A 22,564-nucleotide genomic window follows, 5' to 3' on the forward strand; every position below is an offset into this window, starting at 1 on the left:
TGCTGCCCGCCCCCTCAAAGGACTCACGAGGTTGACCCCATCATGGATATGACCATTGGCGATTTTCTCCTGCGTCGCCTGCAGGAATTCGGCATCCGCCATCTGTTCGGCGTGCCCGGCGACTACAACCTGACCCTGCTCGAACAGGTCGAAGCCCTGCCGCAACTGCGCTTCATCGGTAACTGCAACGAACTCAACGCTGCCTATGCCGCCGACGGCTACGCCCGCACCCAGGGCTTTGGCGCGGTACTGACGACCTACGGGGTGGGCGACCTGAGCGCCCTCAACGGCATTGCCGGCGCCTATGCCGAGCGGGTCCCGGTCATCATGATTTCCGGCATGCCGCCCTTGCACGCGATTATCGACCGCGCCCTGATGCACCACACCCTGTGCGACGGCAACTACGACAACATCATGGTCACCCTGCGCCAGTTCACCGTGGCCCAGGCACGCATCACCGTGGAAAACGCCGCCCAGGAAATCGACCGGGTGCTGCAGACCTGTTTCCGCGAGCGCCGGCCGGTCTACCTGCAACTGCCGTCGGATCTGGCCTGCCTGCACATCGAAGTGCCCCAAACGCCGCTGCAGTTGAGCGAAACCCGCAGCGAGCCGGGCCAGTTGCTCAACGTGGTCACGCAACTGCACCAGCGTCTGGCCAGTGCCAGCAACCCGGTGTTGCTGGTGGACATCGACGTCGAACGTTTTGGTCTGACCGCGCAGGTACTCGATCTGATCGAGCGCCTTGAGCTGCCCTTTGCCAACCTGCCGCCAGCCAAGGCCATGCTGCCGGAATCGCACCCGCTGTTTCTCGGTACCTATGCCGGTGCGGGCTCGGCGCCAAGCGTGCGTGAAGCCATCGAGCAGGCGGACTGCGTGATCAGTATCGGCGCCCGCTTCACCGACACCAGCACCGCGTTGTTCTCGCAGAAGTTCAAGGATGGCGCCCTGATCCAGTTGCAGCCTTACGCCGCCTCGCTGGGCAAAGTGCACTACAACGCGGTAAGCATGCGCCAGGTGCTGGAAAAGCTCGTTCAGCAACCACCAACGCTACGGGCCACGCCGCGGCAGATTCCACCGTTCAGCGCCCCGCCAGCGGTGCACGCCTTGCCCGAGCAACCGCTCAGCCAGTTGCGCTTCTGGCAGCGCATGGCCCACCTGATCAAGGGTGACGAACTGATCATTGCCGAAAGCGGCACGTCATCGGCGGGGCTCAATGGCCTGCGCATGCCCAGCGGCGTGACCTACATCACCCAGCCGATCTGGGGCTCGATCGGCTACACCCTGCCGGCCCTGCTCGGCAGCCTGCTGGCACAGCCCGAGCGGCGGCAAATGCTGTTCATTGGCGACGGTTCGTTGCAGATGACCGTGCAGGAGCTGTCGACCATCCTCGCCCACCAACTCAAGCCGGTGATCTTCCTGATCAACAACGATGGCTACACCATCGAGCGGCTGATCCTCGGCGAGAATTCCAGCTACAACGACATCAACCCGTGGCGCTATGCGCAACTGCCGCAGGTGCTCGATACCCGCGATCGCTCACGGCATTTCACCGTGCACACCGAAGACCAGCTGGAGGCCGCGCTGGTCGAGGCCGAAGGCGCTGACACCCTGGTGTTCATTGAAGTGGTGATGGAACGCATGGACGCACCGGAGTCGCTCAAGCGCTTTGCCCGTCTGTTTGCCGAGTTCGACTACGGCCTGCAACCGCTCAGCCAGCCAGCAATCGCCAGCTGAAACCCGGGCCTGGGCGACCACCGTCGCCCAGGCCGCAGGTGATCAGGCAATCGAGCGTACCACCCCGCCATCCACACGCATTGCCGCACCCGTCGTGGCGCTGGCCTGACGCGACGCCAGGTAGACCACCAGGCTGGCAACCTCCTCGACCGTCGCCAAGCGTTTGATGATCGAACTGGAACGATGCTCGGCGATGAAGCTGGCTTCCAGCTCCTCGGCGGGCACACCCTGCTCTTCGGCCATCTGGCTGAAGAAACCACCGACGCCTTCGGAGCGAGTCGGCCCCGGCAGTACCGCGTTGACGGTTACGCCGGTCCCGGCCAGGGTTTCCGCCAGGCCGCGGGATATCGCCAGCAAGGCCGTCTTGGTGGTGCCGTAGTGAACCATCTCGGTCGGGATCTGCAACGCCGATTCGCTCGACAGGAACAACACCCGCCCCCACTCACGCTCGGCCATGGCCGGGGCGTAGTGACGCGACAGGCGCACTGCGCTCATCACGTTGACTTCAAAGAAGCGCCGCCAGTCGTCGTCAGTGATGTCAAAGAAGCCCTTGGGTTCGAAGATCCCCAGGTTGTTCACCAGAATGTCGGTATCCGGTACTTTGGCAAACAACGTCTCGGCCCCTTCGGCAGTCCCCAGGTCAGCCGTCACGCCGGTTACCCGCGCGCCCGGCAGCTTGCGCTGGATCTGTTCGATGGCGCGGGTCACCCGTGCCTTGCTGCGCCCGTTGATCACTACTTCAGCGCCTGCCTCTGCCAGCCCGAAGGCAATGGCAAAGCCGATACCGGCCGTGGAGCCGCTGACGATCGCACGTTTGCCGTGCAAGGAAATATTCATACCTGCGTCCTTATATGGATGAAATGAGAGCCCACAAACAGCACGCCGCCAACAGCGTTGAAGGCTGTTGGCCACGGCTTCATGGCTGTTTGACCGCTGCCATCAGTCGAGTTCGGCAGCGGCCTGGAGCGAAGGCGCAAAAGATTGCCAGCCACCGCCCAGGGATTTGTACAACCCGACCATCGCCAGCGAGGTCGCGGCACTGCTTTCTACCCACTGCTCCTGGTTGGCCAGCAGCGTGCCCTGCACGGTCAAGACGTTGAGAAAGTCCACCGCGCCCTCCACGTACTGGCGCTGCGCGGTTTCCAGGGCCACCCGGCTCTGGCGCACCGCTTCATCGAGCAAGTCGCGACGCAATTGACTGGCGTTGTACAAGCGAAGCACATCATCGATCTCGTGCCAGGCACGCAACACCACCTGCTGGTACTGCAACGCCGCTTCCTGCTGTTGCGCCTCGCGCAGCTTGAGCACGCCCTTGAGGCGCCCGCCTTCAAAAATCGGCAAGCTCAATTGCGGGCCGATCGCAAAGCGGCGGGAACTCCAGTTACCGAAGTCCGAGAGCTGCAGCGACTGAAAGCCGGCGCTGCCGGACAAGCGAATGCTCGGGTAGAAGTTGGCCTTGGCCACGCCGATGCTGGCCGTGGCGGCGTGCAACTGCGCCTGGGCCTGACGGATGTCCGGGCGGCGCTCGGCCAGTTCAGACGGCACGCCCATGGCAAAGCGTTGTACCGTGCGCGGTAACTCGACCGGCGTGAGCAGTTCGTTCTGCAGGCTGCGCGGCGGCTCGGCAACCAGCAGGCTCAGGGCGTTGATCAGTTGCGCCTGACGCTCTTCCAGAGTCGGTAGCCGCGCCTCGATCGAGGCCACCTGGGCGGCGGCCTGGGCGACATCGAGGTTGGTCGCCACGCCATCGTTCAAACGCATCTGCGACAGGCGCAGGCTATGCCGGGAGACATCCAGGTTCTCGCGTACCACCGCCAGGGTGTTCTGCACTGCGCGCAACTGGATGTAGTCACGGGCGGTTTCGGCCAGCAACGACAAGAGCACACCCTGGCGATCGTTTTCGGCCACTTCGACGCTGGCGTCCGCGGCCTCCACCTCACGGCGCACGCGGCCCCACAGGTCCAGTTCCCAGGACGCGGTGAAATCCCCCTGCCAGAGGTTGAAGGCTGACTTGCCGCCCTTGCCGGACGGGTCAGCGAGGCCTTCGGCACTGTTGCGAGTGCGGCTGTAGCCGCCATCGAGGTCCACCGCCGGGTACTTGTCGGACGCGATGCTCATGCGCACCGCACGGCTTTGCATCAGCCGCGAGGTGGCAATCTGCAGATCGAGGTTGCGCTCCACCGCGCGCTGGATCAACGCCGACAGCTGGCGGTCGTCGAAGGTTTCCCACCAGCGCGCCTCCAGGGGCGCGCTCTGCGGCTGGCTGGGGGCCGGTTTTTCCTGCAGCGCAGGCCATGCCGAGGGCGCGGTGCTTTTCGGCGCCTCGAAGTCCGGGCCGACGGTGCAGGCGCTCAAGGTCAGCGTAGCGCCAAGCACGAGGGGCGAAGCCGTGTATGCAAGTCTCATCGAACACTGACCTCGTTACCCGCCTCGGCCTTGGCCTTGCTCTGGGTGTCGATCCTGGCCACGACCGACATGCCGACCCGCAAACGCTCCAGCAACGGCTGGTCGGCATCGAAGACGATCTTCACCGGAATACGCTGCACCACCTTGGTGAAGTTACCGGTGGCGTTGTCCGGCTTGACCGCCGCGAAGGTCAGGCCGGTGGCCGGGGCGACACTTTGCACGCGACCGCGCAGGCGTTCACCGGCAAAGGTATCAACGCTCACCTCGACGATTTGCCCAGGCAGCACGTGGGTCAATTGGGTTTCCTGGAAGTTGCCGATCACATAGGCACGCTCCAGCGGCACCACCGAGAGCATCCGCGCCCCCGGGTTGACGTAAGCCCCCACGCGCACCGCACGCTCGCCGACCATGCCGTCGATGGGCGCGACGATCGTGGTGTAGGACAGGTCCAGGCGGGCGCGCTCCAGCGCCGCCTCGGCATGCTTGAGGCCACCCTGGGCAGCATCGACCTGGGCGGTGAGGATATCGATCTGCTTGCGCGCCGCCGCCAGCGCCGCGCTGGAGTTGGCCAGGCGCGCGCGCGCCTGGTCGACCCGGCTGCGCGCCTGCTGGGCGTTCTGCACGGTGCCCGCGCCCTGCTCGGCCAGGCGGCTGTGGCGGGTCAGTTCATGGTTGGCGAAGGCAAGTTCCGCTTCGTCGGCTGCCACCGTTGCCTGCGCCTGGGAAATCAGCGATGCCTGACGTTCCAGGGTCGCCCTGGCGTTCTGCGCCTGGGCCTTGGACATCAGCAACTGCGCTTCGGCCGCCGCCAGGGCCGCCTGAAAATCGCGGTCATCGATCAGTGCCAGGGTCTGCCCGGCCTTGACCCGCTGGTTATCCTCGACCAGCACCCGGGTGATAAAACCCGAGACTTTCGGCGCGACCACGGTGTAGTCGGCCGAGACATAGGCATCGTTGGTCGATTGCACGCCGCCCGAACCGAAGATCGAGGGCAAGGCAGTAAAGGCTATGCCGCCGACGATGAGCACCGCCGCTGCAATCAAGGCCAATTTATGGTTTTTACTTAGGGTCATTACGACTATCTCTCTCAGCAGGAACGCTATGCCACCGCACGGGGTGGATAGATCCGGGTGGGCACAAAAGGAATCAGCAGGATCAACGCCAGCGCCAGCAGCGCCATGCACAGGTAGAGGTCGGCCGAGGTCAGCACCACGGCCTGTTCATGGATACGCTTGGCCAGGCCCGGTGCACTGGCATCGGCCAGGGGTGAATTGCCCAGGTTGTCCACCAGCATGTTCGAGTGAAAATGCCGGCGTACCGTGGTCAGCGCCTCCAGCACCCCGGCGGCGACCACCGAGGCCAGGCCCTTGACGGTGTTGAACCAGGCCGAAGCGAACGGGCCGTCTTGCGGGGTCATGCCGCCAGTGGCGAGCATCAGCAGCGGGATCACCGCCATCGGCTGACCGAAGATCTGGAACAGTTGCAGCACGTAGAAGTTGTCGCGAATCCACTGCGAGGTAATCATCGTGCCGCCAAAGCACGACACCGCCAGCATGCCCAGGCCAATGGCCAGAACCCAGCGGCAGTCCACCGCGCGGATGTTGCACAGCGCTGCGGTCAGCGGCAGGGCCAGCAACTGCGGCAACGCCACCAGCAACATCACCGGGCCCGTCTGCACCGGCCGGTAGCCCTGGATCTGGGCGAGGAAGCTGGACGGAATGATGATCACCGCCGAAAGCACTACCAGCACCCCGCCGAGGGTGACCAGGGCATGGGTGAGGTTGCGGTTGCTGAGCATCTGCAATTTGAAGAACGGCAGCGGGTGCGACCATTCGTTGATCATGAACAGCACCAGCAGTGCCAGGCCGCCGCCCAGCAACCAGCAGATCAACGGCGAGTTGAACCAGCCCATGCGATCGCCCTGGCTCAGGCCGATGACAATCGAGCAAATGGCCGGCAGGCCCAGCAGTAAACCGCGCCAGTCAAACTGCTTGAAGCGCTCCAGGCGCAGCGGGTCTTGCGGCAACCCCCAGGCCACGCAAGCCATGGCCAGCAACGACGGCAGGATGATCTGCCAGAACGCCCACTGCCAACCGACGTACTCGGTCCACAAGCCCGCCAGCGGCAGCCCCAGGCTCGGCCCGAAGGTGGCCGTCAAGGCGTAGCCGGCCAGGCCATAGAGTTTGATGCCAGGGGGCAGGAAACGCAGCGCCACGCTCATCAGCATCGGCGGCAAGGCCCCACCTGCAAAGCCCTGCAGGGTGCGCAGCAGCATCAGGGTTTCCTGGTTGGGCGCGAACGGGCAGAGCAAACCGAGCAGGGCGAAGGCGCCAATCGCGCAGAGGGTGAAACGCCGCAGGGAGAAGGTCACCGAGCACCAGGGCGCGAAAGCCATGGCCGAGACCGAGGTCGCCGAGTACAAGGCGACCAGCCATGAACCTTCGTCAGACCCGATGTGCATGCCACCACGAATATCGGCCAGGGCCATTTTCGTGACCATCTCGTTGAGGCCGGCGCAGAGTACCGCCAGCAGCACACCGAGCAGGCCGATGACGATGCGCGGGCCGAATGCCGCCGGTGCCGCAGGCTTGGCCGGGGCAGGTGCCGGTGCGGCGACGACGGCCGCACCCGGGGTGGCCAGGGCCTCCAGCGAACTCATGGCCTGCCCCCGGGAACGGGCGCAGGGGCACGGTAAAACAGGTACAGGCGCATGGCTTCAGAACTCCGGGTAATTGAGGTACCCGGCAAGTCTATGGAGGCCGATTACTGACGAAAACTGACATATTCGCAGCTTTATGCTGCATGAGACGCAACTATACGATCAGGTATATATAAGCGCTCAAAAGCATCAATCTTGACGTTAACACTCAGGCTTTACTGCAACACTCCTTGAGCGTCTGGCGCAGCCAGCGATGGGCAGGATCGTTGTCATAGCGCGGGTGCCAGGCCTGCATGATGGTCACCGATTCCAGCGCCATGGGGATGCGGAACGAACGTAGCGGCAGGCCCAGACGGGCAACACTGAGCAGCACGTGTTGGGGCAGGGGCAGCAGCAGGTCGGACTCGGGCAGGGAGAACATCGCCGAGTGAAAACTCGGGGTAATCAACGCCACCCGCCGGCTCAGGCCCATCCCCGCCAGCGCTGAGTCGATTGGCCCGGTGGCGCGACCGCGGCGTGAGACGCTGATCTGTTCGAAGGCGGCGAAGCGCTCCGGGGTGATCTCATCGTTGAAGATCGGGTGATCGACCCGCGCCAGGCCCACGAAGGTGGTGGCAAACAGGCTTTGCACCTTGATTTCCGGGCCGAGGTTGCGCGTGGCGCTGATGTACAGGTCCAGGCGCCCATCGCGCAGGCTGTCGTCCTCGTCACCGCCCTCGCCTTCCGGGACAAAACGCAGCACGGTACGCGGCGCCTGCTGGCGCATGGTTTCCAGCAAGGGGGCCGCGAACGGCGCGATAAACACATCGTTGGCGCGCAGGTTGAACGAGCGCTCCAGGGTCAGCAGGTCAACCTCGTCACTGGAGCTGAACACCTGCCCGGCCTGTTCGACCACGCTGCGCACCTGGGTGCGCAGGGCCATGGCCTTGGGGGTCGGTACCAGGCCGCGGCCGGCGCGGACCAGAATCGGGTCGCCGACGGCATGGCGAATTCGCGTCAGGGTGCGGCTCATGGCCGCCGGGCTGAGGTTCATGCGACGAGCCGCACCGACCACACTGCCTTCATCGAGCAGCGCATCCAGCGCAACCAGCAAGTTCATATCCGGAAAGTGCATGGTAAGCATCCATTCATGTATTTCAGTGAATCCGCTGCAATCTTACCAGTTTCTGCAGGTTTTCCAGCCCTTGCATTCTGCGCAACTAGTCATTGCACCGCGCACCATTTACCCGGCCGCACGCTTTTTCAAGAATGCCTGCTCTTTGTATTCAGAATGGGTCCCGTCACCATGTACAGCTCGGTACTGATCGCCATTGATGGCTCTGCGCGCAGTCGCGGCATCCTCGAAACCGTCAGCCGCTTCTGCGAACCCGCGCGCCATCAGTTGCATGTGCTGCTGGCGGTCGACGTGGCCTACGCCCTGGCCGAGGAGAACAGACGCATCAGCGCCTTCGACCAAAGTGAATACCCGGCCGCCAGCCATGAACAGCAAATGGCCGACATGACCATGCAGCAAGCCGTGGACTACCTGCGCACCCGCGGCTTCCAGACCGAAGGCAACCTGGTCAACGGTGACCCGGTATCGACCATCGTCGCCGAGGCCAAGCGCCTGGAAAGCGACCTGATCGTCATGGGCCATCGCCACCTGTCGCGCCTGGACCGCATGCTCGACCCTTCGATCAGCAGCAAGGTCATCGACAAGGCCGGCTGCCCGGTGCTGGTCGATGCCCGCCACGTCTGACCCTTCCCCTTTACCGAGATCGCACGGATGAAACTCGACTACCTGCAACTGGAACAGATCGGCGCTGTTGCCCTGATCCGCCTCAACCGTCCCGAGGTGCTCAACTCGTTGTGCTGCGAACTGGCCGCGGAGCTGGCCGGTGTGCTTGACCACCTTGAGCAGGACCGTAGCGTCCGCGCCCTGGTACTGACCGGTGGCGACACCGTGTTTGCCGCCGGCGCTGACATCAAGGCGATGCGTGATCGCAGCTACATGGATGTCTACACCAGCGATTTCGTGACCGTGGACTGGGAGCGCCTGGCGAGCTTTCGCAAGCCCAGCATCGCCGCAGTGGCCGGTTACGCACTGGGTGGTGGCTGCGAACTGGCGCTGATGTGCGACATGATCATCGCTGCCGACAGCGCCCGCTTCGGCCAGCCGGAAATCAAGATCGGCACCATCCCCGGCGCCGGTGGCAGCCAGCGCCTGGCCCGCTCGATCGGCAAGGCCAAGACCATGGACATGGTCCTCACCGGCCGCACCATGGATGCTGAAGAAGCCGAGCGCTGCGGGCTGGTCAGCCGCCGGGTCAGCGATCAGGCCCTGCTCGACGAAGCCCTGCAGGCTGCGGCGCGGATTGCCAGCTACTCTGGCCCGGTCAGCATGATGGCCAAGGAAGCGGTCAACCGCGCCTTTGAGACCACCCTGAGCGAAGGCGTGCGCCAGGAGCGGCGTTTGTTCCACTCCACCTTCGCCATCGAGGACCAGAAGGAAGGCATGGCGGCGTTTGCCGAGAAACGCGCGCCGCAGTTCATGCATCGCTAAGAAATTGGTTCTTCGCGGAATCCTGGAGGGCTAGGGATCCTTGGGTTGTTCTGGCTGCGAGCTTATCCATTCGCTGTGGCGCCGCGGCCGGCCCCTTCCGCCCTTACGGCGGCCTACTTTTCTCTTGGGAAAAGTAGGCAAAACCGCTTGCTACTGCATACGGCCCTACGCTGCGCTTCGGGTCCCTTCGCTACGGCGCCCTCCGGGGCATCGCGGCCTACGACTTGCTACGCCAAGTCTACGTCTCGCGTCTTCGGCTAACGCCGAAGGTGCTGCGCACTGCCCCTACAGGCACCTTCGCTCAGCCTCCTGAAGTCGCTTTTGGCGGCGCCTGGAATTACGTGCATGAAGATCAAGATCAAGATCAAGATCAAGATCAGCATCAAGATGAAGCAGGTCGGTCCTCGCTTCGGGATCAGTTTGGCTACGCCATAATCTGCTTTCGCAGATACGCCCGTGCAGGCGCTGCCCGTAACTTCGCGACTTCAGGAGGCTGAGCGTAGGTGTCTGGAGGGGGCTGGTGCGTAGCACCCTTCGGCCCAAGCCGAAGTCGCGAGACGTAGACTTGGCGTAGCAAGTCGTAGGCCGCAATGCCCCTGGAAGGCACCGAAGCGAAGGAACCCGAAGCGCAGCGTAGGGCCGTATGCGGGAGCGAGCGGTTTTGCCTACTTTTCCCAAGAGAAAAGTAGGACGCCGTAAAGGCGGAAGGGGCCAGCCGCAGCGCCACAACGATTGGATAAGCTCGCCCCCCCACCCCAAGGCTCATAGTCCCCGAAATGTCACAAAGAACCAAAAAATTGGCCCACCCCTAGATCCTGTAGGAGCGGGCTTGCCCCGCGATCAACTCAACCCTGCGCCTTGCCGGGCTTGACCACCACCGTACAGGTGGTACCCGCCGCCAGCAAAAAGCCCTCGGGCACTTCATCGATATGAATCCGCACCGGCACCCGCTGGGCCAGGCGCACCCAGTTGAAGGTCGGATTGACGTCAGCGATCAGCTCGCGGCTTTCCGGGTTGTCGCGGTCATAGATACCGCGCGAGATACTCTCTACATGCCCTTTGAGCCGCTCGCCGCTCATCATCTGCAACTCGGCCTGGTCGCCCACCCGCACGTGCGGCAGCTTGGTCTCTTCGAAGAAGCCATAAACCCAGAACGAATCCTTGTCGACCACCGCCATCTTCGGCTCGCCGGTGCGCGCGTAGTCACCGCGATGGACGTTGAGGTTGGTGACATAGCCATCGACCGTGGCGAGGATCTTGGTCCGCTTGAGGTCCAGCTCGGCCGCCGCCAATTGCGCCTGGGCCTGCTGGTAATCGGCCAGCGCCGAGTTGGCGATGTTGCTGGCATCGTCACGGTTCTCCCGCGAGATCACCAGGTTGTCCATGTCGGCGCGGCGATGGGCGTTGACCTTGCGCATTTCCCAGGTGGCCTTGCGCGAAGCGACCAGCGCCTGGGCCTGGCGGACCGCCACTTCGTAGTGCTCGGGGTCGATCTGCAGCAGCACATCGCCCTTCTTCACCAACTGGTTGTCGCGCACCGGCACATCGACCACGTAGCCCGGCACGTCGGCAGCGACGTTGATGATGTCGGCACGCACGCGCCCGTCGCGGGTCCAGGGCGTGTTCATGTAATGCACCCAGAGCTGGCGACCGATCACCACGGCAGCGGCCAGCACGAGCAAGGTGGCGATCAGGCTGAAAAACTTTTTCATCAACAGGGGTCTCAACGGTAGAGAGTCAGGGCGATGGATCCGAACAGGCAGATAAACAGGCACAGGCGCAGCAACGCCGGGTGCCAGAAGAAGCGGTAGCCGTCATGACTGGCGATAAACCGGTCCAAACCCCAGGCAAGCCCAGCGGCGAACAGGAACATCAGGGTCATGGTCGGCATGTAGACGCCATGGAAGGCGATTTCACGAGGCATGGGGCAGTCCTTTGGCCGGGGCCAGTTCGGCCAGCGGCGACTGAGGGTCGAGCAGTGAAGTACGGATGAAATGCAGGTAGCTCTGCACCCGGCGCAGGGCCGAGGTGTCGAAGTGGCGGGCGAACGGCTCGTCGGTGGCCTGCACCCGGCTGATGGCATGGTCCACCGCCACCAGCGCACGCTCGTGGTTGCTCGCGCTCGGCTGCATGAACAGGCGCGCCAGGGCGCGGCCCATGACCCGGATGGCCTGGCGCCAGGGCTGCGATTCGGCGTAGCACGGGTGCACCGGCAAAATCGCCTGCTCCTTGCGCAGTTCGATGATCGCATGACCGACCTCAAGCACCACGAACATCCAGCGCAGCAACTTGCTCTGCACCCGCGGCTGGCCGACCGCCAGGCCATAGGCCTGGTGCAGCAGGTCGCGGGTGCGGCTTTCGAAGCTCGAACCCAAGCCGCGCAGGCGCCCGGTGATCGCATACAGCACCTGGGCACGCAAATCCTGCTCCAGGCGGCTCCACAACCAGCGGCTGTTGGGCGGCAGGATGATTGCCCCGGCAGCAGCGCAGACCAGCATGCCGATGACCATGGCGATGTAGTCGTTGATGAAGTTGTAAGGGTTGTAGATGGTCAGGTTGTCCGGCACGGAACCGGTGGCAAAAAAGATCAGCAGGCCCAGCCCGTAACCGGCATAGGCCGGTCGCGAGGCGAGGAACGCGCCGAACACGAACACCGGCGCCAGCACCAGGCATAACAGCGGGAAACCGTCGATCCAGGGGAACACGAAGAAGGTTTCGAAGAAGCCGACAAAGGCGCCGAACAAGGTCCCGCAGGCCATCTGGAACGACATGCGCTTGGGGTTTGGCGTGGCCGCCGAGAGGCCGACGGTGGCCGCGGCGATCAGCGTCATCATCGCCCCGCTCGGCCAGGCGGTGAGTATCCAGAAGCTGCCCAGCACCAGCAGGATGAACGCGGCGCGCACACCGGCGGCCAGCGAGGCCATCCAGTTGGTCTGCGCCACATAGGGCTCATCCCACTGCTCGCGGGCATGGTTGTGCTCGGTCAGCGAAGCGTGGGTCTGGGCGTAGCTGTGCATGTCGTCGACGAAGCGGTACAGCAGTTCGTAGGCAGTGTGGAAGTCCAGCAGGTCGGCATCGCTCGGGCCGCTCTCGACATACGCTGCACGCAGGGTGCGCACGCGCTCCGGCAAGCCTTCCTTGTAGGCCGCCAGTTGTTCGGCCAGGCGCGCCGCATCACCCTCGGTGAGACCGCGACCGGCATAGGCGTCGAGCAGCTCGGCCAGGGCGGTGAGCCCCGGCTCGATGGCGGTGACGATCTGCAGCGGCCCACGCAAACGCAAGCGCTCCAGCAACTGGTGCAAGGCGTTGAAGCGCGTGGTGATGGCCATGAATTCGCTGTTCATCCGCCCCAGGCGCCCATTGCGCCGGCGCATGTGCGGGTCTTCGAAGGCGGTGACGCTGCGCAGGCTTTCCAGACCTACGGCCTCGGCGATAAAGCGCACGTTGCTGCTTTCAAAGCGGTCGCGCTGGCTGTCGCCGCGCAGGCCCTCGGCAACGAAGCCGGCGAACACGCCAAAGCGCTGGTACAGGGCGTTGCGCATCGAGGCACTGGCCGACTGCGGCAGAATCGCGGCGCTGACCAGGGTCGAGACAAGGATCCCCAGGGAGATTTCCAGCACCCGCCACACCGCAGCCATGAACGCGCCGTCAGGGTGCTGCAAGGCCGGCAGGCCGACCATCGCCGCGGTGTAACCGGCGAGCACGAAACCATAGGCGCGAAAGGTACGGTAGCGCATGGCGCCGGCCGAACACAGGCCGACCCAGATCGCCAGGCTCGGCAGGAACAGCTCGGTGTTCTGCGGGAACAAGGCGATCAGCGCGACCATCATCGACGAGCCGGCCAGGGTGCCCAGCAGCCGGTAGAAGCTCTTGGCGAACACATGGCCGCTCTGCGGCTGCATGACGATGAACACAGTGATCATCGCCGTGCGCGGCTGCGGCAGTTCCAGGCGCATGGCCAGCCACAGGGTCAGGAAGGCGGCGCTGAGGACCTTGAAGATGTACACCCAGGTGACCCCGTCGGTGCGCACCCACTCAAAGAACCCGCGACGCCACTCCAGGGTGGCCAGCCAGCGAAACGGCAGGGTCAGTACGCTCATTCGGCATGGCCCGGCTTGTCGAAAATCGCCAGGGTCGCCGGGGTTTTCGGCGCCTGTTGCCGATCTGCTTCCGGCACATCATGGCCCGCGCCCAGTCCGCCTCCCAGGGCCGTGACCAGTTCGGCGTGGGCACTCAGGCGTGCGGCCTGGACCTGCTGCTGGATCTGCTGCTGGCGGAACAGCATCGTCTGCGCGTTGAGCACATTGAGGTAATCGGTCAGGCCGCGCTGGAAGGCGATCATGGCGATGTCGTAGGTCTTTTGCGCCGAGGCCACCGATTCGGCGGCAAAGTGTTGCTGCTCGTTCATCGACTCACGACGGATCAACTGATCGGAAACACCCTTGAGCGCCTCGACCACGGTCTGGTTGTAGCGCGCCACGGCGATGTCATAACCAGCCGCGGCACCCCCCAGTTGCGAGCGCAAGCGACCGCCGTCGAACACCGGCAGGCTGATCGCCGGGCCGACGTTGTAGTTGAACTTGCGCCCGGTCAGAAACTCCAGCGGCCCGCCGCCGGTGGCCATGAAACCGAGGCCAGCAACCAGGTCGACGTTGGGGAAGAAGCCGGCATGGGCGACATCGATACCACGGGCCTGGGCTGCGACCTGCCAGCGGCTGGCGACCACGTCCGGGCGCTGGCCGACCAGTTCGGCGGGCAAGGCCGAGGGCAATTTCAGCGCAGTGCCCAGCGCCAGTCGTGGACGCTGCAGTTGCGCGCCCTCGCCTGGACCTTTACCGGCCAAGGCTGCCAGCTGGTTACGGGCCAGGGCGATTTCCTCATTGAGGGCATCGAGCTGGCGGTGGGTTTCCGGCAGTGGCGTCTGCGCCTGGCTGACTTCAAAGTGCGTGCCGATGCCACCGGCCAGACGCCGTTCGGCCAGGGCCAGGATCTGCTCCTGCTGCTCAAGCTCGGCCTTGACGATATCGCGCTGGGCAAAGTGCAGCGACAGCTGGATGTAGGCCTTGACGATGTTGTTCTGCAGCTCGAGCTGGGCCTGACGCGCCTGGGCCACGCTCATGTGGGCCATGTCCACGGCCTGCTCGCTGGCATTGCGCTCCCGGCCCCAGAGGTCCAGGGCGTAGCTCAAGACAAGCGATGCATTGTTGTCCCAGGTGTTGGCCCCGGACAACGCGCCGGGGCCATAGAACTGGTCTTGCGGCCAGTTGTGGCGCTTGAGCGTCGACTGGCCGTTGACCTGCAGTTTTTCTGCCGACTCGACCACCCCGGCCATGGCCTTGGCTTCACGCACACGGGCGACGGCCATGGCCAGGGTCGGGCTGTCTTGCACGGCCAGGGCGATCCAGCGATCGAGTTGCGGGTCGCCGTAGGCCCGCCACCATTGCTGGTCGGGCCAATGGGCGTCGAGGGCGGCTTCACGGATCGCCGCGTCGGTGGTCAGGGTATTGGCTTGCAGCGTCTTGCTTTGCGGGGCAATGCCCCAGGTTCCGATACAGCCGCTCAAGGTCAAGCTAAAGGCACAGGCACTGAGCGCATTGAGCGCTCTGATGATGCGACGCGGCACAGCTGCGAATTCCCGACATAGAAGGTGGATGACGCTTGGAGACGCAATTCTAGGGGGCCGCCGCACTGGCGATAAGCGTGCATTACTGCGAATCTTTGTTACGAAAACAGTGATAATCCGGCTTTAGTCTGAAGACCGCCTCGGTTACTTCATGTCACAATTTGTCGTCTACTTTGAGAGCGACCCATGGACACCCTGCAAAACATGCGTGCTTTTAGTTGCGTCGCGCAAGTCGGCAGCTTCACTGCCGCGGCCGTGCAACTGGATACGACCACCGCCAACGTGTCGCGGGCGGTCTCCAATCTTGAAGCCCATCTGCAAACCCGCCTGCTCAACCGCACCACCCGGCGCATCGCCCTGACCGAAGCCGGCAAGCGTTACCTGATGCGCTGCGAACAGATCCTCACCTACGTCGAAGAAGCCGAAGCCGAGGCCAGCGACGCCCATGCGCGCCCGGCAGGGCAACTGAAGGTGCATTCGATGACCGGGGTCGGCCAGCACTTCGTCATCGATGCCATCGCCCGCTACCGCGAAACCCACCCGGACGTGACCTTCGACCTGACCATGGCCAACCGCGTGCCGGACCTGCTCGACGAAGGCTACGACGTGTCCATCGTGCTGGCCAGCGAGCTGCCGGACTCGGGCTTTGTCTCCCAGCGCCTGGGCATCACCTACAGCATCGTCTGCGCCTCGCCCGACTACGTGAAACGCCACGGCATCGCCCACAAGCCCAGCGACCTGCTCAACCACGCCTGCCTGCGCATGGTCAGCCCGGTGATCCCGCTGGAGAAATGGCTGTTCGACGGCCCCGAAGGCCAGGAAGTGGTCAACATCACCCAGGCGCCGTTCCAGGTGAACTCCGCCGACGCGATGAAAACCGCGATCCGCAGTGGCATGGGCGTTGGTGTGCTGCCGATCTATTCGGCGATCGAGGGCCTGCGTGATGGCTCACTGGTGCGGGTGATGCCCGAGTACCGCCTGCAGGAGCTCAACCTGTACGCGATCTACCCGTCGCGCCAGTACCTGGATGCCAAGATCAAGACCTGGGTCGAGTACCTGCGCAATTCTCTGCCGGAAATTCTCGCCGCCCACGAAGCGGACCTGAAAACCCACGAACTGCGCATCGCCACCTGAAATCTTGCTGCACAGGGGTGGTGGAGAATGATAGCGTGCTACCCATTCTCCACCGCCCGCAGAGATTTCGCCGATGAAAAAGACCGTCCTTGCCTTCAGCCGCATCACCCCGGCGATGGTCGAACGCCTGCAGCAAGACTTCAACGTAATCGTGCCCAACCCCAAGCTCGGCGACATCAGTGCCCAGTTCAACGACGCCTTGCCCGAGGCGCATGGCCTGATCGGCGTCGGCCGCAAGCTCGGCCAGGCGCAACTGGCAAACGCCAGCAAGCTGGAAGTGGTCGCCAGCGTCTCGGTGGGCTACGACAACTATGACCTGGCCTACTTCAACCAGCGCGGCATCGCCCTGACCAACACCCCTGACGTGCTCACCGAGAGCACCGCCGACCTCGGCTTTGCCCTGCTGATCGGCGCGGCGCGGCGGGTGGCCGAGCTGGATGCCTGGACCAAGGCCGGGCAATGGCAGGCCACCGTGGGCCCGGCGCAGTTTGGCAGCGACGTGCATGGCAAGACCCTGGGTATCGTCGGCCTCGGCAATATCGGCGCGGCCATTGCCCGGCGTGGGCGCTTCGGTTTCAACATGCCGATCCTCTACAGCGGCAACAGCCGCAAGCCGGCCCTGGAACAGGAACTGGGCGCGCAATACCGCAGCCTCGATGAGCTGCTGGCTGAAGCTGACTTCGTCTGCCTGGTGGTACCACTGGGGGCGCAGACCAAGCACCTGATCAGCACCCGTGAACTGCAGCTGATGAAGCCCAGTGCCTTCCTGATCAACGTGTCCCGTGGGCCGGTGGTGGATGAGGCGGCGCTGATCGAGGCCCTGCAGGCCGGCACCCTTCGCGGCGCCGGGCTGGATGTGTACGAGAAGGAACCACTGGCAGCCTCGCCGTTGTTCCAGCTGAAAAACGCCCTGACCTTGCCGCATGTAGGTTCGGCTACCGCTGAAACCCGCGAGGCCATGGCCAATCGCGCGATTGATAACCTGCGCAGCGCGTTGCTGGGTGAACGGCCGCGGGATCTGGTCAATCCGCAGGTGTGGAAGTAGGCGGTACGAGTACCTAATCAACCACCCTTACCGTTATCAGTGGTGAAATCTGCGACGGCAGGCTGAGCACCGAGAGATCGAAAAACAGCACACCAGTGCCGCCCAGTGCGCTTTGCAAATAGCGCCTGGGCAGCACGAACTCGTGCCCGCGATAGTCTTCCCAACGCTCGATTGCATGCGAGTCCGAGTAGGTTTCCGGATCCCCTCCCGGTGGAAAACCAATCCAGCCTAGGAGCAAGGTTGCTCCTTGAGAGCCCTGCAAGCCTGGCAAGGAATAACCACTGAGCGTCAGCCCCTCCTCGCCCACCTGGGAAAGGCTGACAGTCCAGGCCGCATCTTTGAGAGTGGGCGGCGCGACCACCGGTTTATCGGACTTGCCCATCATCACTTCCATGACCGTTGCCTCGAACGCTGCGGATGTGTTGAGCGCAAGTTACGCCCTTGGAACGTCCCTGAAACCTGGCATTTTTATCAGGTACTGCGTCGGCCTCATCGCGGGTCAAGCCCGCTCCCACAGATTAATCCCAACTTGTGGGAGCGGGCTTGACCCGCGATTGCTACCTCAAGGCCACGACCGGCTCGACCACCTTGGGCCGGGGCTTGCGAAACACCAGCACGTTGCCCAGCATCACCAGCACCAGGCCTGCCAACGCCGGCGCCGTCCATTGATACCCCTCGTAGAACGCCGAGACGTTCAGCGCCACCAGCGGGAACAACACCGTGCAGTAAGCGGCCCGCTCCGGCCCCATGCGTCCGACCAGGGTCAGGTAGGCGGTAAAACCGATCACCGAGCCCGGGATCACCAGGTACAACAGCGAGCCGATGTAGCGCGTGTTCCATTCCATGGCAAACGCAATGCCGCTGACCAGGCAGTACAGCCCGAGCATGCTCGCGCCATAAAGCATGCCCCAGGCATTGGTGGTCAGCGGCCGCAGGCCGGCCTTTTGTTGCAGGCTGGAGAGCATGTTGCCGGCCGAAAAACACAGGGTGCCCAGCAGCGCCAGGCCCAGGCCGATAATGGTTTCGCGGCTGGCGGCATGCCCGGACAGCTCCGGCCAGAACAGCAGGCCCAGCCCGGCCAGGCCGAGGGCGCCACCGGCAAGCACATTGGCGGCAACCTTCTGGCCAAAGAATACCCGCGCATTCAGCGCGTTCCACAAGGTGGCGGTGGAGAACACCACGGCGATCAGGCCACTGGGAATCCACTGGCTGGCGGTCAGAAAGCACATGAAGTTGACGCAGAACAGGCACAGGCCCTGGGCCAGGCAGATCAGGTGGCCGCGGCGATTCATCGGTTGCAGGCGGCGGCTGAGCAGCAGGATGACAAACAGCACCAGCGCCGCCAGGGCAAAGCGGTAGACGATCGACACCGCAATGGCGACCTCCCCCAATTGCAGCTTCAGGGCAATCCAGGTGGTGCCCCAGATCAGCACAGTGAGCAGGTATAACGACAGGTTCATGGCGGCACTCCTCGATTCCAGGCCACCAGTGTGCAACTGCAACCCCAGCCGGCACTTGCACATTCTTGCGCTTTTGCACAGGCAACAGCTGTCAGCCCCGGCCTGGCGGAGTACGATGGCCCACAGAGGTAAGGACCATGACGCCGTTGGACCAGCTGCAAGTCTTCAAAGCCATGCACGACTCACCCCATGCCCGCCTGGAACACAGCGCGCACCTGGGGGACGGCCTGGCAGCAGCCCTGTGGAACAACCGTCACGACGCCCGCGACTACGAGGCTCCCAGCCATCACACCCTGTCGTGTTACATCGCCGACGGCACCGGCACCTTTCGCCGTGACCGCCCCGGCCACACCGGCGCACCCGACAAGCTGTGCATCATGCCGGCAGGATCGGCCTCGCATTGGGTGGTCAACGGCTCGATCCGCCTGGCACACCTGTACATCAGCCAGGAGCAATTCGCCCTCGGTTGCGTCAGCCTGCTGGACCGCGAACCCCGTGAACTGCAACTGCAGGAGGCGACCTTTCTCGACGACCCCGAGCAGGCCCGGCGCTTTCGCCAGCTGATCGCCCTGGACTGGGACGAACCGGGCGAGCGCCTGCTGACCAGCAGCCTGGCCCACGAGATTCTCGACCATGCCCTGCTCAGCCAGGTTGGCCTGCGCCAGGGCCTGCGTCTTAAAGGCGGGCTGGCCGCGCACCAGCGCCGGCAACTGCGCGAGTATGTCGAAGGCCACCTCGATCAACCCCTGAGCCTTGGCGAGCTGGCGGCGCTGTGCAACCTCTCCGAGTACCACTTCGCGCGGATGTTTCGCGAAAGCTTCGGCCTGCCGCCGCACCAGTACCTGCTGGCCCGGCGCCTGGCCAAGGCGCGACAACTGCTGCGCCATGGCCAACTGCCGCTGGGCGAAGTGGCCCTGCTGTGCGGCTTTGCCAGCGCCAGCCATTTCAGCAACCGCTTCCGCCAGGCCCTGGGGGCGACGCCCGGTGCCTACCGAACCGCGCTCAAAAGCTGATACCCCCCGCCTCACAAGCCCTCACCAGGACGCCCGCTCCCTGGCGCTGCCCCGGCACGCCGGGCCGCCGTCTGCTCATTGAATTTATTCATAATCTCGATCAAAACAATCGAATTAGTGAATACGTCTGCGCACCTTAAGCTTCGCCTCCTTCATCTTCCTAAGCCGAAAACGTGCGCTGAACGGGGTGAAATAACAGCGGAGCTTCGCTGTTTGGTTATTGGGGAATTAACAAGAATTCAGAGAAATTCGTGCCTAACAAAAACCATTTATTCATCAGGACAATTCCAGCGGCCTGCTTACGCGGCCCCTAAAACCAGGACAGCACCATGAGCGACGTACAGACTCCCAGCCACTTGCGACAGCGGCACTCCCTGCAGCGATCGAGCCTTTATCTTTCATTGCTGGCAGTGCTTTCGCCACTGGCTCAAGCGGACTCAGTCTCAGGGTTTGGCACCGACAACACCTACGGCGCCGGCGCCGTAGACCCCGAAATCACCAGCAACTCGGGAAACTCGGCCTACGGTTTCAATGCCGGTGCCAAGGTTACGGGCAAGCACAACACGACTGTCGGATCGAACGCCGGGGTCAATGTCGAAGGCTCATTCAACAGCGCTGTCGGGCGCAACGCGGGCAGTAACGTGGTTGGTGACAACAACACCTACGCCGGTAACGATTCCGGTAATGGCGTCAAGGGTCGGGGCAACACCGGATTCGGCATCAATGCCGGTCGCACCGTCAACGGAATGGGCAACAGCGGTTTAGGTGCAAACGCCGGGCAGAACATTACCGGCAACTTCAACTCCGGCGCCGGCAACAACGCAAGCAATCGGGTCAACGGCAGCTTCAACAGCGCCAACGGGGCATTTTCCGGCTGGAATGTGACCGGCGACACCAATACCGCGACAGGCGCACACGCCGGAAAACAGGTTAACGGCAGCTCCAACTTCGCCGCAGGTTTCTCCGCCGGCAACAACGTAAGTGGCGACAACAACATTGCCATCGGCAGAACCTCAGGCTCGAAGATCAGCGCCAACGACACGGTGGCCATCGGCACCGACGCGAGCGCCACGGCCTCCGACGCTGTTGCCCTGGGTAACCGCGCAAGCGCGATCAATCACAATGACGTGGCACTGGGTGCCGGCAGCCAGACCGCCGCCGCACAGCCGACAGCCGGCGCGGTGATCGACGGTAACGCCTACATCTATGCAGGCAGCAAGCCTGCCAGCGTGGTCAGTGTCGGCGCCCAAGATGCCGAACGCCAAATCAGCAACGTCGCGGCCGGACGCGTCACCGGCACCAGCACCGATGCGATTAACGGCAGTCAGCTGTTCGCTACCCATCGGGCGGTCAACCTGGTGGGCAGCCGCTTGAACAGTCTCGGCGGTGACATCGCCAATTACTTCGGCGCCGGTGCCGTGTACAACCCGTTCACCGGCAACATGTCTGCACCGAGCTACCTCATCCAGGGCTCCAACTACAACAATGTCGGCGACGCGTTCAAGGCAGTGAACACCACACTGACCAGCCTGGACACCCGGATCACCGATCTGCGCGATAAGAGCCCCGTGCAGTACAGCAACCCGCAAACGCCTACCCAGGCAAACCCCTATGCGCCCGGCTCGGGAGGCGCGGGTGGAAGCTCAAGCGCCGGTTCGGTCAACGGCATTACCCCCACTCAGGACGTCACCCTGGTCGGCAACGCCCCGGGCCAACCCGTGAGCCTGCACAACGTGCAGGATGGCGTGGTGGCGCGCAACAGCAAGGACGCGGTCAATGGCGGCCAACTGCAGCAGACCCGACAGCACCTCCACAATCAGGGCAATAGCGTCACCAACACCCTGGGTGCAGGCTCGCGCTATGACGCAAACACCGGCAAGGTCAGCAACCCGACCTACACCGTGTATGGCAACAACACCAGCAATGTAGGCGAAGCTATCGACAAGCTGCAGACCGGCGCGCCGGTTCAGTACTCGGATGCGCACGGCGTAGCGACACCTGATGTGCCCTCCAATGACGTCACCTTGTCCGGCAGAAACAGTGGCCCTGTCGCTGTGCACAACGTCGCGCCAGGCATCCAGGGCACCGATGCGGTCAACGTGAATCAACTGCACTCGGCAATCAGGGGCGGCACCCAAGGCCAGTTCGACCAGATCCGTTCGGACGTCAACAACCTGCGTAAGGATGCGATGGGCGCGGCCGCCGGTGCCATGGCCATGGCCAGCATGCCCCAGGCCTATCTGCCCGGCCGAAGCATGCTGGCTAGCGGCATGGCCACGACCGGTGGCGAGGCCTCGATGGCCGTGGGCCTGTCGACGCTGTCCGACAACGGCAAGTGGGTGTTCAAGGCCAATGGTTCGGCCGACACCCGCGGGCAGATGGGCGTTGGCGTCGGTGCGGGCTTCCACTGGTAAACGGCAAGGCAGTTGCCCGCTACAGGGCAACTGCCACGGGTCAATCAATCACTCTGATTCCAACGGATTTCGACATGAACAAACGTTCGATTTTGCCTGCTGCCCGCTGGGCTGCCTTACTAGCAATCGGCGCCGTGCTGGCGGCTTGCGGTACATCCCGACTAAGCCAGATTACCGAGGACGGGCATCTGCAAGCCCATACCGAGCCGGTCTGGCCCTCCGTCGAGGACAACCACTGGCAGCCGGAAGGCAGCCTCCCTGACCTTGATAACCTTGGCCGCATGATGCCGGGACTGAGCAAGCCTCAGGTCTACGAGCTGTTGGGGCGCCCGCATTTCGCCGAGGGGCAAGTGGCCGTACGCGAATGGGACTATGTCCTCAAGCTGCCTAGCGGTAACGGCACTGAATATAGAACCTGCCAATACAAGATCCTGTTCGACCGGAACATGAAGACTCAGGATGTTTTCTGGCTGCCCGCGCAATGCGCCGAGCAACTCAAGCACGGGTAACCGGGTTACCCCCCTGGCCAGCGCC

The 22,564-nt window shown here is 63.7% G+C and carries 19 protein-coding genes; 8 read left to right on the forward strand and 11 right to left on the reverse strand.

The features are described from left to right. The first annotated feature begins 42 nt into the window (after window positions 1-42). Window positions 43-1,734, forward strand: a complete 1,692-nt coding sequence (locus BV82_RS22475) for an alpha-keto acid decarboxylase family protein (protein WP_036996833.1) — start codon at window positions 43-45, stop codon at window positions 1,732-1,734. A gap of 42 nt (window positions 1,735-1,776) precedes the next feature. Here the strand turns inward: BV82_RS22475 and BV82_RS22480 are convergent, their stop codons facing one another. From BV82_RS22480 to BV82_RS22500, 5 genes are all read right to left on the reverse strand, one after another. Then, a complete protein-coding gene (locus tag BV82_RS22480) occupies window positions 1,777-2,571 on the reverse strand; it encodes an SDR family NAD(P)-dependent oxidoreductase (protein WP_010220688.1) in 795 nt (264 codons plus the stop codon). Between the two features lie 102 nt (window positions 2,572-2,673). After that, window positions 2,674-4,140 carry an efflux transporter outer membrane subunit gene (locus tag BV82_RS22485; protein WP_036996834.1) on the reverse strand — a complete coding sequence of 489 codons (1,467 nt, stop codon included), beginning with the start codon at window positions 4,138-4,140 and terminating at the stop codon, window positions 2,674-2,676. After that, complete coding sequence (locus BV82_RS22490) at window positions 4,137-5,213, reverse strand: HlyD family secretion protein (protein ID WP_026001173.1); 1,077 nt, start codon at window positions 5,211-5,213, stop codon at window positions 4,137-4,139. Before BV82_RS22490 ends, BV82_RS22485 begins: the two co-directional genes overlap by 4 nt. 26 nt (window positions 5,214-5,239) lie before the next feature. After that, window positions 5,240-6,799, reverse strand: a complete 1,560-nt coding sequence (locus BV82_RS22495) for an MFS transporter (protein WP_010220684.1) — start codon at window positions 6,797-6,799, stop codon at window positions 5,240-5,242. A 208-nt stretch (window positions 6,800-7,007) separates the two neighbouring features. Next, the gene (locus BV82_RS22500) at window positions 7,008-7,913 is read right to left on the reverse strand and encodes a LysR family transcriptional regulator (protein WP_010220683.1); all 906 of its coding nucleotides are present in this window, start codon (window positions 7,911-7,913) and stop codon (window positions 7,008-7,010) included. 171 nt (window positions 7,914-8,084) lie between these two features. Between BV82_RS22500 and BV82_RS22505 the strand changes: the two genes are divergently transcribed. Together BV82_RS22505 and BV82_RS22510 are read left to right on the forward strand one after the other, a co-directional pair. Then, on the forward strand, window positions 8,085-8,537 hold the full coding sequence (locus BV82_RS22505) for a universal stress protein (protein ID WP_010220682.1): 453 nt from the start codon (window positions 8,085-8,087) through the stop codon (window positions 8,535-8,537). Between the two features lie 27 nt (window positions 8,538-8,564). Further along, window positions 8,565-9,341, forward strand: coding sequence for an enoyl-CoA hydratase (locus tag BV82_RS22510; RefSeq protein WP_010220681.1), 777 nt, complete (start codon window positions 8,565-8,567; stop codon window positions 9,339-9,341). Window positions 9,342-10,186: 845 nt separating this feature from the next. Here the strand turns inward: BV82_RS22510 and BV82_RS22515 are convergent. The 4 genes from BV82_RS22515 to BV82_RS22530 are packed head-to-tail and all read right to left on the reverse strand — an operon-like array spanning window position 10,187 to window position 14,964. Continuing rightward, entirely contained in the window at window positions 10,187-11,053 is an 867-nt protein-coding gene (locus tag BV82_RS22515) for an efflux RND transporter periplasmic adaptor subunit (RefSeq protein ID WP_036996838.1), read from the reverse strand. 11 nt (window positions 11,054-11,064) lie between these two features. After that, entirely contained in the window at window positions 11,065-11,265 is a 201-nt protein-coding gene (locus tag BV82_RS22520) for a DUF1656 domain-containing protein (RefSeq protein ID WP_010220679.1), read from the reverse strand. Continuing rightward, window positions 11,255-13,441 carry an FUSC family protein gene (locus tag BV82_RS22525; protein WP_010220678.1) on the reverse strand — a complete coding sequence of 729 codons (2,187 nt, stop codon included), beginning with the start codon at window positions 13,439-13,441 and terminating at the stop codon, window positions 11,255-11,257. Before BV82_RS22525 ends, BV82_RS22520 begins: the two co-directional genes overlap by 11 nt. Continuing rightward, a complete protein-coding gene (locus BV82_RS22530) occupies window positions 13,438-14,964 on the reverse strand; it encodes an efflux transporter outer membrane subunit (protein ID WP_036996839.1) in 1,527 nt (508 codons plus the stop codon). The genes BV82_RS22525 and BV82_RS22530 overlap by 4 nt, the downstream gene beginning before the upstream one ends. 186 nt (window positions 14,965-15,150) lie before the next feature. Between BV82_RS22530 and BV82_RS22535 the strand changes: the two genes are divergently transcribed. Next, entirely contained in the window at window positions 15,151-16,098 is a 948-nt protein-coding gene (locus BV82_RS22535) for a LysR family transcriptional regulator (protein ID WP_010220676.1), read from the forward strand. 73 nt (window positions 16,099-16,171) lie between these two features. After that, window positions 16,172-17,143: a 2-hydroxyacid dehydrogenase gene (locus tag BV82_RS22540; protein ID WP_010220675.1), complete on the forward strand. Its 972-nt coding sequence runs from the start codon at window positions 16,172-16,174 to the stop codon at window positions 17,141-17,143. Window positions 17,144-17,156: 13 nt separating this feature from the next. Here the strand turns inward: BV82_RS22540 and BV82_RS22545 are convergent, their stop codons facing one another. Next, complete coding sequence (locus BV82_RS22545; protein ID WP_010220674.1) at window positions 17,157-17,537, reverse strand: hypothetical protein; 381 nt, start codon at window positions 17,535-17,537, stop codon at window positions 17,157-17,159. Between the two features lie 163 nt (window positions 17,538-17,700). Then, on the reverse strand, window positions 17,701-18,603 hold the full coding sequence (locus BV82_RS22550) for a DMT family transporter (protein WP_036996843.1): 903 nt from the start codon (window positions 18,601-18,603) through the stop codon (window positions 17,701-17,703). Window positions 18,604-18,740: 137 nt separating this feature from the next. Between BV82_RS22550 and BV82_RS22555 the strand changes: the two genes are divergently transcribed. From BV82_RS22555 to BV82_RS22565, 3 genes are all read left to right on the forward strand, one after another. Next, complete coding sequence (locus BV82_RS22555; protein WP_036996845.1) at window positions 18,741-19,616, forward strand: AraC family transcriptional regulator; 876 nt, start codon at window positions 18,741-18,743, stop codon at window positions 19,614-19,616. 329 nt (window positions 19,617-19,945) lie between these two features. Next, window positions 19,946-22,030: a YadA family autotransporter adhesin gene (locus tag BV82_RS22560; protein WP_081839708.1), complete on the forward strand. Its 2,085-nt coding sequence runs from the start codon at window positions 19,946-19,948 to the stop codon at window positions 22,028-22,030. Between the two features lie 74 nt (window positions 22,031-22,104). After that, window positions 22,105-22,539 carry an outer membrane protein assembly factor BamE gene (locus tag BV82_RS22565; RefSeq protein WP_036996847.1) on the forward strand — a complete coding sequence of 145 codons (435 nt, stop codon included), beginning with the start codon at window positions 22,105-22,107 and terminating at the stop codon, window positions 22,537-22,539. Window positions 22,540-22,564: the final 25 nt, after the last annotated feature.

It is taken from the genome of Pseudomonas donghuensis (assembly GCF_000696345.2).
In the GTDB taxonomy this organism is placed as follows: Bacteria; Pseudomonadota; Gammaproteobacteria; order Pseudomonadales; family Pseudomonadaceae; genus Aquipseudomonas; species Aquipseudomonas donghuensis.